General features: G+C 39.7%; 11 protein-coding genes. 7 read left to right on the top strand and 4 right to left on the bottom strand.

Annotation, left to right across the window (positions count from 1 at the left end):
- The 4 genes from M3183_RS16870 to M3183_RS16855 form a co-directional block, all read right to left on the bottom strand.
- On the bottom strand, positions 1-353 hold a 353-nt coding region (locus M3183_RS16870), incomplete at its 3' end, for a hypothetical protein (protein ID WP_251471647.1).
- 346 nt (positions 354-699) lie between these two features.
- Positions 700-3,453: a dynamin family protein gene (locus M3183_RS16865; RefSeq protein WP_251471645.1), complete on the bottom strand. Its 2,754-nt coding sequence runs from the start codon at positions 3,451-3,453 to the stop codon at positions 700-702.
- Between the two features lie 276 nt (positions 3,454-3,729).
- Positions 3,730-4,386, bottom strand: coding sequence for an amino acid ABC transporter permease (locus M3183_RS16860; RefSeq protein WP_251471644.1), 657 nt, complete (start codon positions 4,384-4,386; stop codon positions 3,730-3,732).
- An 83-nt stretch (positions 4,387-4,469) separates the two neighbouring features.
- Positions 4,470-5,300 (bottom strand): basic amino acid ABC transporter substrate-binding protein, encoded by an 831-nt coding sequence (locus M3183_RS16855; protein WP_251471643.1) that lies wholly within the window; start codon positions 5,298-5,300, stop codon positions 4,470-4,472.
- Positions 5,301-5,840: 540 nt separating this feature from the next.
- On the opposite strand from M3183_RS16855, the gene M3183_RS16850 reads away from it, so the two are divergent.
- The 7 genes from M3183_RS16850 (at position 5,841) to ilvN (ending at position 14,251) form a co-directional block, all read left to right on the top strand.
- Positions 5,841-6,176, top strand: coding sequence for a MerR family transcriptional regulator (locus tag M3183_RS16850; protein WP_251471642.1), 336 nt, complete (start codon positions 5,841-5,843; stop codon positions 6,174-6,176).
- A gap of 176 nt (positions 6,177-6,352) precedes the next feature.
- Entirely contained in the window at positions 6,353-7,612 is a 1,260-nt protein-coding gene (locus tag M3183_RS16845) for an ammonium transporter (RefSeq protein ID WP_251471641.1), read from the top strand.
- 39 nt (positions 7,613-7,651) lie between these two features.
- Positions 7,652-8,632: a DUF294 nucleotidyltransferase-like domain-containing protein gene (locus M3183_RS16840; protein ID WP_251471640.1), complete on the top strand. Its 981-nt coding sequence runs from the start codon at positions 7,652-7,654 to the stop codon at positions 8,630-8,632.
- Positions 8,619-9,353, top strand: coding sequence for an exonuclease domain-containing protein (locus M3183_RS16835; protein ID WP_251471639.1), 735 nt, complete (start codon positions 8,619-8,621; stop codon positions 9,351-9,353). Before M3183_RS16840 ends, M3183_RS16835 begins: the two co-directional genes overlap by 14 nt.
- Positions 9,354-9,846: 493 nt before the next feature.
- On the top strand, positions 9,847-11,514 hold the full coding sequence (gene ilvD, locus M3183_RS16830; protein WP_251471652.1) for a dihydroxy-acid dehydratase: 1,668 nt from the start codon (positions 9,847-9,849) through the stop codon (positions 11,512-11,514).
- 491 nt (positions 11,515-12,005) lie between these two features.
- Positions 12,006-13,733 carry a biosynthetic-type acetolactate synthase large subunit gene (gene ilvB / locus M3183_RS16825; protein WP_251471638.1) on the top strand — a complete coding sequence of 576 codons (1,728 nt, stop codon included), beginning with the start codon at positions 12,006-12,008 and terminating at the stop codon, positions 13,731-13,733.
- Positions 13,730-14,251 carry an acetolactate synthase small subunit gene (gene ilvN, locus M3183_RS16820; RefSeq protein WP_251471636.1) on the top strand — a complete coding sequence of 174 codons (522 nt, stop codon included), beginning with the start codon at positions 13,730-13,732 and terminating at the stop codon, positions 14,249-14,251. Before ilvB ends, ilvN begins: the two co-directional genes overlap by 4 nt.
- The last annotated feature ends 61 nt before the right edge of the window (positions 14,252-14,312 follow it).

The following is a 14,312-nucleotide window of genomic DNA, read 5'->3' as shown; positions in this document are numbered from 1 at the left end:
CGCGCGGATTCCCTTTTTCCTAAGATTCGCGCTCTTTCAACCTTCCTTAGTGCGCGCGGATTCCCCTTTTTCATGATATTCGCGCTCTTTGCACCTTCTTTAGTGCGCGCGGATTCCCTTTTTCCTAAAATTCGCGCTCTTTGCACCTTCCTTAGTGCGCACAAATTCCTTTTTTCATGATATTCGCGCTCTATAGACCTTCTATAGTGCGCGGAAATTCGCTTTTTCCTACGATTCGCGCTCTTTGCACCTTTTTTAGTGCGCGCAGATTCCCTTTTTCCTAAAATTCGCGCTCTTTCAACCTTCCTTAGTGCGCGGAAATTCGCTTTTTCCTGTAATTCGCGCTTTATCAACCTTCCTTAGTGCGCGGGGATTCCCTTTTTCATGATATTCGCGCTCTTTGCACCTTTTTTAGTGCGCGCAGATTTCCTTTTTCCTAAAATTCGCGCTCTTTCAACCTTCCTTAGTGCGCGGAAATTCGCCTTTTCCTGTAATTCGCGCTCTATCGACCTCCCTTAGTGCGCGGAAATTCGCTTTTTCCTACGATTCGCGCTCTATCGACCTCCCTTAGTGCGCGGGGAACATAACTTTTCAAAAAATGTATGCTCTATAAACCTTTTTCTTACTGGTAACAGTCTCAATCCCCTTGTTCCAGCCAGCAAAAAAAGGACGCCCTAAAAACGGACATCCCCTCAATTCCTAATAAACCGTCTGCATCCCTTTCCCGGCAACTGTCATCCATTCGAATTGGCGAAGGCGCACTTCGAATAATGTCAGCGGGTCGCGGAACATTTCCGGATTTGTATTCATTTGATCAAGCATAGTTTGATTCTTTTGTATTTCTGCACTTGCTTCTGCAACCGCCTGAGTCAACACGCCTAATGGTGATTTAAAGAACATAGTGACATCGCGCTCAAGCGATTTTTCAAACAGCTCAAATGGCTGGAAAAACTGCCGGCTGACCATTTCAGCTATTTCCGTGTAATCTTCATTTTCCACAAATGTTTTGTATTTATTGTGGAGCATTGCTTTATTTTGCGTTATGGCCCCAAATAGTTTCCCGGCGCTCTTTAATAAAAATTGCGAAGGTGTCCGGCGCAGAAGGATATTTACTTTTTCAAGATGGAAGCCGCTTGTCATCCGTTCCGTATCACGGTGCCAGTCTTCCAGTACTTTAAAATCACAAGAAAGTGCTAGGCGTTCTTCTCCAAACATGCTGTTGAAACCGTCAGCAAGCTCATTTAAGTATTCCTGACTTTGTCCGAATTCATCTTTACAGGTTTCAATCCAATTCTGAAGGAGCTGAAAATATTTCGGCATCATTTTATCATCTAAAAACTCCTGCATCCTGCGGTTCATCTCATCATTCAATTCTAAATGGATACTGCTGAAATTGCTGTCCTCTTTGATTAATTCAGAACAGCCGTGAAGCAGTTTTGGAACTGTTGCTGTAATTTCATCTTGTATTGATTTCTTAATCGTACGATACGATTTGGCCAGCGCCTCTGTTTTATGTGCAACTGTATCATGCATTTGATTTACCGCACCGTTCAGTTTTGTATGCATTTCCTCATTCCAGCGCACAGCTTCAATCAATTGATTTTCCACGTCAATCCTCTTTTGCAAAAAGCTGGACAGCATCGTCCGTATATAGTAAAGGCACTTTGCCAAGCGTTTATCCTTCATATTTCTTGTTTGTTTGACTGACTGGATAAACTCTTTTAATTCATTCAATTGTTGGCTGCGATCATACTGTGTAGAAAAGGCAAAAACATTGGCATCCGGGATATAATCATGAATGGCCGTTTTGGTTTCTTGAAAAATACGAATCGCATCATGTTCATTTGCGATTGTGTCCATTTTGCTTAGGATAAAATGAATAGGAATATCTGGTGCCAATTCCTGTATTTGCGAAAGAATTCCTTTTTCTTTTTCATTTACAGGAGCATTGGCATCAACCACAAATAGAATCGTATCGGCCACATGGAAGTTTTTCAAAACCTCATAACGGTCTTGATGGCCGCCTTTTAGTCCTGGTGTATCCAAAATTGCCAGCCCGTTTTCCTTCAAAAATGCATTGGGCTGCTTAAATTCGATGATAGATTCCTGAGCATTCCGCATCCGGTCCATCCGCTCCTGAAAGTCGGCAAACTCTTCTAGTTTTGTTGTCTCAGCATCCGTAATTTCGTTTATTTCCTGTTCCTCAGCATTCTTAAACATCACTACAGTAGATGTCGGACTGTCCTGCAGATCTTCATCAAACAGATTATTGATAAATGTTGATTTTCCGCTGCCGCTAAGTCCAGTCAAAAGAAAATGATAGGTATCGACGTCTGTCAACTGCTCCGCAATCCACTTAAGTCTATTATTTTCGCCCATTTCGTGTTTTTCCGCCCATTCCAAAATAGAATGGAATAATGACATGCACTCTTTTTGCTCGTTCAATTCAACTTCTGTAGAACTGATTACTTTTTCGGCCTCTTCCACAATAGTTACACTAAGGCTTGCTGGGAACAATTCATTCCATGAGAGGACAGCCGCGGAGGCCAGCACAACATGGTCCTCATCAGCCAAACAGAGCCAATTAGTCAACAAATCTGGAACATATTCACTAAGCTGTTTAATAAAATACTTGCCGTCGATTAAATCAAAATAAGCATCCTTATGCAGTTTCGACAGCACTGTCCAGTGATCCCCGCGTTTTAGATCAAGATTTAATAACAGGTGATTGATTTCATTTACCCATGTAAAATAGGAATCTTCCTGCTTGCTGCTGTTCCAAAATGTCGAAATAAGCTGTTCAAACTTTTCCTTATTCTGATAAAACAAAATAGCTAATGCCTGGGAATAATAATTGGGAGCAAATGTTTTTGTAACCCCTTTTTGAACATATCCTAAAAGAATATCAAACCATTCTATTGATTCGGTCCGTTTCGACTCGTTCACTGCAAGTTCAACCGCATTTCCCCAATCTTCATGCTCCTCAAAAAATTCACGTGCAATCGTTGTCAGGTTAGGATAATCCGGCTGCTGTACAATGATTTTTTTGATGATAGAAACAGCTGCATCCAATCTTCCAGTTTGGATATACAGTGTGAATAGTTTCAATGCCACTTCCGCATTTAGGGTTGACTCTTCAGTTTGTATGGCAGTATAGATGTCCTCCGCAGTCGATTCCATACCTAACTCAAAGTAGGCATCTGCGGTATTCTTTTTTGCCCATGGTTCAAGTTCATTCACAATATTTTCCCATTTAAAAATAGCAGTCTCATAATCTTTGTTATGAAAATACACTTCGCCCTGAGCAAAACGGATATTGGACAGGTCAGGTACATCCTTTACCGCTTCTTCTTGAAACGCTTCACCCAGTACACGAATTGGATGTATATTTTCTTGTTCATCGATGAACATTTTATAATATGTTTTTTGGATTAATTGCTGCTCTAACGTCATTTCTTTCCCCTCCAATTGCAAACTCTATATCATTCATATGGAAAAGAGACATAATTATTCTCTACATTATTCGTTGCTAACTGCCATTTTATGTCCTAAATTTTACATTTTAGCAAAGTTTTCGTACAAATAAGTATTAAGTTTCAAAGACTAACCATTCCATATTAAAAAATAATGGGCTGCCGCGTCCGCAGCAGCCTCCCCATTATTTTATAACAACCAGCTTAAAAATACCTTACTCCACTCTAAAATGACTATTTATAGTTTTTTACATAATCATTCTGTAGCCAGCCTTCTTTCAAGCTGGGATAGAAGCAAGCTTAATGAAAAAGTTAATACAAGATAAATGAGAGCTGCTGTGATATAAGGTTCCCAGGCACGGTAATATTGTCCCTGCATTGCCTGTCCCCAATACATCAGTTCAGGAACAGCAATGATTGCGGCAAGTGATGAATCCTTAATTAAGACAACGAATTCATTTCCTAAAGGCGGAATCATTCGTTTAAAGGCCTGAGGTAAAATGACATATCTCATTGATTGTACATGATTCATACCAAGAGACCGGGCTGCTTCCATCTGTCCCTTGTCTATTGATTGAATGCCGGCACGAAATATTTCCGCTACATAGGCAGCAGAATTTAAGGAAAGGGCCATGATAGCCGCAGTAATGGCATGCGTTTTATCTAACAAAAGCGGCACAAGACCAAAATGAACCAACAATATTTGCACTAATAAGGGAGTGCCTCGAAAAAAAGTAATATAACATTTAAACGGAAAAGCCAAAAGTTTATTTTCCAGCATTTTTCCCAGCCCTATGAATAGCCCCAGAATACAGCCAATAAGAATACCGGCAATAGAAAGCCCCACGGTCAAAAGAGTGCCTTTAGCAAAAAATGGTGCATATTCAGCAAGTAAATCCCAACGAATATCCATCTATATAGATCCCCCTAACAAAAGCGCGTTCCATAGAAAAAAATGGCGTAACTGCCATTTCTGAAGTTACGCATGATTCAATCTTATTTGTTTTGCTGCTTCTTAATTTCTGTTAAGTCAGGTTCAACCTTAAACCACTTTTTATAAATCTTTGCATATTCCCCATTCTCAGTAATTTCTTTAATGGATTTATCAAATTCAGCCTTCAGCTTGCTTCCTTTCGGGAAAAGCACACCATAAAACTCTTTTTCAAAAGCAGCTGCATCTTCAATAACGACAAAATTATCTTTTGGATTATTTTTCACATATTCCTCGACAACCGTGTTATCAGCTACAACTGCATCGGCACCATGACCTTTTAACTCCATAATAGCTAGATTATTATCTTTGAACTTTTTAAGATTTTTATTTTCTTCCCCTAATAGCTTTTCCGCTGCCTCCTGTCCGGTTGTACCGTTTTGCACTGCAACCACCTTATCCTTCAAATCTTGAGCATTTTTAATTGGACTGCCTTGCGGAACCATAATTTTATTTGTAGACATAAAATATGGAACTGAAAAGTCATATGTCTGTTTGCGTTCATCGTTAATGGTAATGGAAGAGACAGCAAGATCTGCTGTTTTTCCTTTGATTTCTACGAACACTGGATCCCAGCCGACATGCTCAATTTTCACCTCATAGCCCGCCTGCTTTGCTGCAGCTTTAATAAAATCAATATCGAATCCAACTACTTCCCCTTTATCTTGGTATTCAAACGGGGCATACGCTGCATCGGTGACGACTCTAAGCGTCTTCTTCTCGCTTTTTCCGCTGTCCTCCCCGCTGGTCCCACTTGTCTTACTAGTACCGCACGCGGAAAGAAGCAGGAAAAAAGCAGTAATTAATACCGTTAATACTAGTTTTGATTTCTTCATTTTTAGCCTCCTAAGTTTTTTTGAAAAACTATTTTATTTTAATTTTAATAATATTTCGAATATAATTATAGCTTTTTACCTTGATATATTCAATTATTTTCTTGGTTTCTAATCTACTAATTTGTTGGGTTATTCTTCAAAGAAAACTAAAATATCATTCTCCATTTGTATGTGCCCATTGATTAAAACAAGCCTATTTACCTATCCTCTATTTGCATCGCTATCACATATGTTGGTTTACCAAAATAATGAATATTTATAAATCTTGGTTAAGAAATACCTGTATGGTTTTCAACCCGGATTATTAGGTTTCTATAGCATACCGCCGGTTTTCTTGTAGCAGCATCCTCTCCTTAACATAGTCCATTATCGGTTTAAAAACAGGCTGGCTGCTGACAAGAGACGTGTTGACTTATATGAAGATGATTTTGATATCCTGGTTCTCTTTTTTGTAAAAAATTCAAACAATTCGTTCTCATCTTTAATACAATGTGAGATTATATAACATATATTGTAAAGAAGTGGGTGGTGAAGCATCAAATGGCAAACGAAACATCTTATAAGGATAAAAAGGTAATCACTATTGGTATCGTAAGCGAGCTGACCGGCTTATCTGAAAGACAAATCCGTTATTACGAAGAACGAAAGCTGATTTTCCCCGACCGAACACCAGGAGGAAGTCGAAAATATTCCTTTTCGGATGTTGAATTGCTAATGGAGATTGCAGAAAAAATTGAAGACGGAGTACAGACACATGAGATTAGAAAAGAAATGACACGTTCAAAGAAGAAACTGACCCCAGAGGAAGCAAAAAGAAGAATGATTCAAGGACAATTGAATGTTCAGTTTGGTTTACGAAAAGGCCCGTTTTCTTAAAGAAAGCCGGGTTATTTTTTTGTAACGAAAGATTGGCTGAACAAATTTTTTACCTCCTATACTTTTTTCTTAAAAATAACATGTTAGATTTCCTTACATAGTTATGGAATTTAATATAACTAAATAGGAAAATAAACATCATAAAACCAAACAGATAAAAAAAGGAGGAAAAAATAATGGATATGATGTTTTTAATGAATAGCATGTGGGTAATGTTAGGTGCCGTCCTAGTTATTTTAATGATTGGAGGATTTATTCTTCTAGAAACGGGTTCAACTAGAATGAAAAACGCAGGCCACATAGCCGGTAAAACCATCCTCACCTTTTCCATCGGCTCAGTGTTGTTTTGGGCAGCAGGTTACGGCTTAATCTTTGGAAAGGGAAATTCCTTGATTGGTTTCTCTGATTTCTTCTATTCCGGGTATGACATAAAAGGTGTTTCACTCTCTGGTGCAGTTTTCTTTTTATTTCAACTGGCTTTTGCAGGGATTTCGTTAACGATAGCATTCGGCGGATTTGCCGAAAGGGCTAAACTAAGTGTTTACCTAGTGTTTGCAGTTCTATTCTCAATCATTGTATATCCGCCGATTGCTCATTGGATCTGGGGCGGCGGCTGGCTCGCCGAACATGGAAAACAGGATTTCGCCGGATCTACCGTTGTCCACTTAACCGGGGCAATGGCATCACTAGCTGCAACTATTATTCTGAAACCGCGGATTGGAAAGTACAACAAAGATGGTTCCGCTAATAACTTAGCTGGCCACAACCAAGTTTTTACAGCCTTAAGTGTACTGCTTTTATGGGTAGGCTGGTTTGGTTTTAATGCCGGAAGCACCTTATCTGTTGATGCAGGATTTTTCGGATTTGTTGCCGTAAATACAAACTTAGCGGCAGCTGCCGGGACTGTTGCAGCCATGATAATATCTTGGATGATTTCAGGGAAAGCAGATGTATCGATGATGTTAAATGGTGCGCTGGCAGGATTGGTAGCAATAACAGCTTCATGTGCATTTGTTGAAACCTGGGCAGCAGTGGTTATAGGGTTTATTGCCGGTATTCTTGTCTTTTACAGCATTCGTTTTTTTGAAAAATTAAAAATTGATGACCCTATTGCAGCACTTTCTGTACACGGTGCCGCTGGGATTTGGGGCACCTTATCCACCGGATTCTTCGCTACAAAAGAATTAGCCGTTGTCGGTCAGCCAGGACTCTTTTATGGCGGCGGTTTCCATCAGCTTGGGATCCAGGCAATGGGGGTACTGGTATGCGGCGCATTTGCTTTTATTACCTCCTTCCTTCTCTTATCAATTTTGAAAGCAATCATGAACGGACTTCGTGTTACCGAAGAAGAAGAGATTATTGGACTTGATATAAGCGAGCACGGAAGCTACGGGTATCCGGAGCTTGTTAAAACGGAACATAAACTTAATGCATAATATTTTTATTGATCGACAATTACAAAAGAGGTGAGCGGAATGTCCAACAGCAGTTATTTAGAAATTAAAAATTTTCATTTTCAAAGAATAACTGGGGCATCCGTTGACCCCATCCATTTAAACTTAGTCCACGATGAAATCTATAAACAAGTAATTGAGCTGGCATTAGAAAAGCTCAAAAATGTAAACGGGCCTCCACCCTGCCCATTTACATTTTTTGTTACAGGAAGTGCCGGACGTATGGAACAGTCTATTTGGAGTGACCAGGATCATGGAATTATTTTCTATAATAATTGTAAGAAGGAGCAAGTATACTTTTTGCAGCTAGGGAAAGAAATTTCTGAAGGCCTTTCCCAAGCCGGTTATTCCTATTGTAAAGGCGGCGTAATGTCTTCTAATCCGCTTTGGTGCAAATCAATCACTGAATGGCAGGGGCAGATAAACAGCTGGATAGAACAATCCTCCTGGGAGACTATTAGGTATTTGCTCATTTTTCTTGATGCCAGAAACCTTCTCGGAGAACAAACTTACATCAACCTATTAAAAAAACAAATTTTTCTAACATTACAAAGAAAACGGATGATGACATTGGTTTTAAACAATTCACTGTATTACAAAAAAGGGATAAATCTAATAGGAAATTTATTATTTGAAACACATGGCCCGTATTCAGGCACACTAAATTTAAAGGAAACCGCCTTTATACCTTATGCCAATGCTGTCCGCCTGTTAGCTATTAAAGAAGGCCTGTTAGAATCACCTACCCTTTTACGGCTTAATGGGTTACGTAATACAGCGTTCCCATCCATCAAAGTCTATGAAACTCAATTTAATAAATTACTACATTACCGCCTTGCATACTGTGACCATACTAACTATGAATCAGGGCATTATTTATCGATTAAAAATTTAACTAAAGCACAAATTGGAGAAGTGAAAGATATACTCAAACATGGTACGACACTTTTACGTACCGTTAAAAAACTGCTGGAAAAAGGAGATTTAAATGGGCATCCATGAGATGATACAATTCTTCAGGCAAAACTTTGGCAAATTAACGCCCCATTTATTCGCAGGTATGCAACCCCCTTCTAATCTAGAACAAATGGCTTTTTTGAAAAACTTGCAAAAAGAGATCAGAAAAAATAATTACTTAGAAACCCCTCTTTGCAAATTAAAGGTTGTGGTGTTTGATTTAGAAACAACCGGGTTTCAACCAGAGAAGGGAGATCAAATCATTTCCATAGGCGCTATTAAAATGACGGGCAGCCGGATGGAAGAGACAGAAACCTTTTATTCTTTAATAAATATTAGACAACCGCTTCAAGAGAATATTATCAGGCTGACAAATATTACTGACCAAGAATTACGAAACGCACCTGAACCAGCAGAAGTATTGTTCCAATTTTTAAGATTTATAAAAAGTGATATTCTTGTAGCCCATCATTCCTTTCATGAAAAAGCTTTTATGGATAAATTATCACAGGACCTGCTTGGAAAGAGATTTGATCATCGAATTATAGATACCTCATTTTTAATCAAGACATCAGCTCCTGCAATGAAAGCTATCCAACTGGAGGAAATATGCAAGATATGCGGAATTGAGATTAAAAACCGGCACCATGCACTAGGTGACGCGCTTATGACAGCAAAAATTTGGAGCCGCTATTTGCAAGAAGCATCAGCTAAGGGGTATAAAAACCTCCATGATATTTATGCATTTATTTCGAAATTAAAATAAATAGCCATAAAAAGTTATTCCTTCTTTCAAACAAACTTTATGTAATTAAGACCAGCTGGAACTTTTTTCTCCCTCTTCCCTATTAATTTCCCCGTAATTTCCCATCCAAAAATTGCTACAAAAAAATTCAAAATTTTTTTATTTGCGTTACAACCTTATCATAGCAATAATGTAAACGCTGTCAGATGGATTCACTAATTTGAATTGTCTGATTTTTGTATTGACCGAGTCACTTTTTGGTTGTATGATAGTCGAAAACAAAGACCTTATACCATTACTTTTTCATCATATCGAGATCTTGAAAAAGATGGGCAAGGCTTTTCTTTTTAAGTCAAATGTTTAATCATTTAAAGCGTTATCCCCTGAAAAATTATCAAACTATTAAAACTAAATGAAAAAGTTCAAGTTTTTCCAGGGTTCATAAAAATGGCTACAATAAACGGCCGGCTTAATTAAACCGAACCGTAGCAAAAGTAAGAGGAGGCGCTTATTGATGCGCAGCGATATGATTAAAAAAGGGGTTGACCGGGCTCCCCATCGCAGTCTTTTATACGCAACCGGAATCAAAACAAGTGATTTAGATAAACCATTTATTGGTGTGTGTAACTCATTTATCGAAATCATCCCGGGACATAAACACCTTAATCATTTCGGTGAAATTGTTAAAGAGGCCATCCGTGAAGCTGGTGGAATCCCATTTGAATTTAATACAATCGGCGTTGATGATGGCATTGCCATGGGCCACATTGGAATGAGATATTCATTACCAAGCCGCGAAATTATTTGTGACAGTGCAGAAACTGTCATTAATGCACACTGGTTTGACGGTGTCTTCTACATACCTAACTGTGACAAAATCACACCAGGAATGTTAATGGCTGCTGCGAGAACCAACGTTCCCTCTGTATTCGTCTCAGGCGGTCCAATGGAAGCTGGAGTAAGTGCAACAGGCAAGCCGCTTTCCCTTACTTCTGTATTTGAAGGAGTAGGTGCCTACCATAATGGAACCATGACGAAGCAGGAATTGTATGATATCGAAAGAAATGCATGTCCAACCTGTGGTTCATGTTCTGGAATGTTTACCGCAAACTCAATGAACTGCCTTATGGAAGTATTAGGAATGACTGTTCCTGGCAACGGAACAATTGTTGCTACTTCTGAGCAGCGGCATGATTTGATCAAACAGGCTGCAAAGCATTTAATTGAATTAATTAAAAAGGATATTCGTCCACGTGACATTATGACAAAAGAAGCATTCGACAATGCTTTTGCCCTGGATATGGCAATGGGCGGTTCAACTAATACGGTTCTTCATACACTGGCAATTGCACATGAAGCCGGAATTGAATATGATTTGCGTGATATTAATAAAATTGCTGAAAAAGTCCCTTATTTAGCAAAATTAATGCCTGCCTCTAATTATTCAATGGATGATGTGGAACGTGCAGGCGGAGTAAGTGCAATTCTAAATGAACTTTGTAAAGTAGAAGGTGCATTAAATAAAGATTGCATTACCATTACAGGAAAAACACTGCAGGAAAATGTAAAGGATGCAAAAATCCTTAATGATACAGTGATTCGCACAAAGGATAATCCTTACAGTCATGTCGGAGGCCTGTCCATTCTTTACGGAAATATTGCTCCGGACGGCGCTGTTATCAAAGTTGGTGCAGTGGATCCATCCATTAAAACATTCTTGGGAGAAGCAATTGTATTTGATTCCCAGGATGAAGCACAAGAAAATATCAATAACGGTACTGTCAAGCCTGGTCATGTCGTAGTTATCCGCTATGAAGGACCAAAAGGCGGACCTGGAATGCCGGAAATGCTTGCTCCAACTTCTGCCATCGCCGGCCGTGGTTTAGACAAAGAAGTTGCTCTTATTACTGATGGGCGTTTCTCCGGTGCAAGCCGAGGAATCTCAATCGGTCATATCTCACCTGAAGCTGCTGAGGGAGGACCAATTGCCTTTATACAAAATGGAGACAAAATTTCAATTGACTTAACAGACCGTTCCATTGAACTTCTTATTGATGAGGATGAATTTGCGGAAAGACGCAGCAACTGGGTAAAACCAGAACCAAAAATTAAATCTGGTTATCTAGCAAAATATGCGAAACTTGTTACTTCTGCCAATACTGGCGGAGTAATGAAAATATAAAAATGCAACACACAGGGAAATCTTAGTACCCTTCCCCTTCTTTAAAGAAGCTTAGGTGCTAAAAAGGTAACTTTCTTTTAAAAATTAATATTCGTCAAATCGATGACGGGAACATAGGAATAAGAACATGTATTTACAGAGAGCTGGGGATGCTGGAAACCCAGTAATACAACTTATTCTGGTCTCATCCCAGAGTGTTAAACCGAACGGGTTTTCCTTAGTAGGTTTAATCAGGTGCATCTTAGTCACCTGTTACCAAAACGAAGCGTTTCTTTAAAAAGCCGCTTCATAAGGCAGTATTCGTAAGGATACTGTGAATCCGGGTGGTACCGAGAAAACATTGACCTTTTCTCCCCGATTAAACTGCTATTAGTATGAATTTGCAGTTTATTTGGAGAGTAAAGGTCTTTTTTCTTTGAATAAAAATTTTTTAGTTTTAAAAACCCAATTAGAATGATGCAATTTTTAAATACCCATAAGGAGGGAACGACGTGAAAGTAGAAGCAAAACTGGAATTCCAAACCAGTACAGCACCCAAAACAGGTGCAGACCTTCTCATCGATCTTTTGGTAAAAGAAGGTGTTGAAACAATTTTTGGCTATCCGGGAGGTGCCGTTCTGCCAGTCTATGACGCTATTTACAAGGCTAAAGACAGAATCAGCCACATTCTTTTCCGTCATGAACAAGGAATGATTCATGCGGCAGAAGGATTTGCACGAATTACAGGTAAACCTGGTGTTGTCATTGCCACTTCAGGTCCCGGAGCTACTAATCTGGTCACTGGAATTACAGATGCGATGATGGATTCCTTGCCGCTCGTGGTATTCACAGGGCAGGTTGCACGTTCTGTTATCGGAACAGATGCCTTCCAGGAGGCTGACGTAATGGCCATCACGACTCCAATCACAAAACATAATTACCAAGTGCAATCAATTTCTGATTTACCAAGAATCGTAAAGGAAGCTTTTCATATTGCTTCTACCGGAAGGCCGGGACCGGTCTTAGTCGATCTTCCAAAGGATATTACATCAGGAGTTCTTACTGATGCTCCAGAGGATACAGACATGGATATACCTGGCTATCAACCAACATTTAAACCAAATCCAATGCAAATCAAGAAATTAGCAGATTCATTAGCTAAAGCGCACAAACCTGTTATTTTGGCAGGTGCAGGCGTACTTCATGCGAAAGCTTCAGAACAGTTAACGGCCTTCGCTGTAAAACATAATATTCCTGTTGCCACTACTTTGCTGGGTCTCGGTTCCTTCCCTGCTGACAATGCCCTTTCTCTAGGAATGGCTGGCATGCATGGAACTTATGCAGCAAATATGGCGCTATATGAAAGTGATTTATTAATCAATTTCGGAGCCCGGTTTGACGACCGGCTCACAGGAAGTCTAAAGCACTTTGCACCTTATGCAAAAGTAGCTCACATTGATATCGATCCGGCTGAAATTGGAAAAAACGTACCAACCCAAATTCCAATTGTAGCGGATGCCAAGGTAGCTTTAACTGAACTGCTTATACAGGCGGAAAGTTCCCCTAAATCTGAAGAATGGGTTGAAAAAGTACTGACATTCAAGCAGGAATTCCCTCTTTGGTATAAACATGATCCAAAAGGAATGTGTCCTCAATGGCTGATTGAAGCGGTTCATAAAGTTACAAACGGCGATGCAATTGTTGCTACTGACGTCGGCCAGCATCAAATGTGGGCAGCTCAGTACTATACCTTTAATCAGCCGCATCGCTGGATTACTTCCGGCGGATTGGGAACGATGGGTTTTGGCTTCCCTGCTGCTATTGGGGCTCAGCTTGCAGCACCTGAAAGCACAGTAGTTGCAATTGTTGGTGACGGTGGATTCCAAATGACATTGCAAGAGCTTTCAGTCATTTATGAAAGAAAGCTGCCAATCAAAATCATCATTGTTAACAATGGCGCTCTTGGCATGGTTCGTCAATGGCAGGAATTAATGTACGATAACCGTACTTCTGAATCAATTCTTCATACACAGCCTGATTTCGTAAAATTGGCAGAAAGTTACGGGATTCGCGGTGTGATGATTGATAATCCTGAAGAATTAATTGCTTCTCTACCAGAATTATTTGCCCATGATGGTCCAGTTCTTATCGACTGCCGGGTTCTGCAGCAGGAAAAAGTTTATCCAATGATTACCCCTGGAAAAGGGCTCAATGAAATGATTGGGGTGAAACCTGAATGAAACGCATCATCACACTAACGGTTCAAGATCGAAGCGGTGTTCTAAATCGTGTTACAGGACTGCTTCAAAGACGGCAATTCAACATCTCCAGCATTTCTGTTGGTCCTACTGAAACAGAAGGAGTTTCAAAAATGACTCTTGTTGTGGAAGTGGAAGACGATCAGCGCTTGGAACAAGTCACGAAACAGTTAAACAAACAGATTGATGTATTAAAGGTTTCCGATATTACCGATAAGGCTATTGTTGCTCGGGAACTAGCTCTGATCAAAGTGGCATCTGGGTCGCAGCTGCGCAGTGAAATTAATGGTCTGATTGACCCGTTTCGCGCAATCATTGTGGATGTCTGTAAAGAAAGCATTACCGTTCAAGTTACAGGCAAACCCGATAAAATTGATGCCTTAATTGAATTGCTTCGCCCATTTGGCATTAAAGAAATTGCCAGAACCGGCCTGACTGCCTTCTTACGCGGCCATCAGCCACAGGTAAATGAGTCAGCAACATATTCATTAATAAAGTAAAACTTCACTTAGGGGTGATTTTTCCCCTTCGTGTTAATTCACCAATCAAGCTTTTACGGGC

The organism is Neobacillus mesonae (assembly GCF_023715155.1).
GTDB classification, from domain to species: Bacteria; Bacillota; Bacilli; order Bacillales; family Cytobacillaceae; genus Neobacillus; species Neobacillus mesonae_A.
Note: the sequence above shows the minus strand (reverse complement) of the source record. Positions and strands in the feature narration are given on the sequence as shown.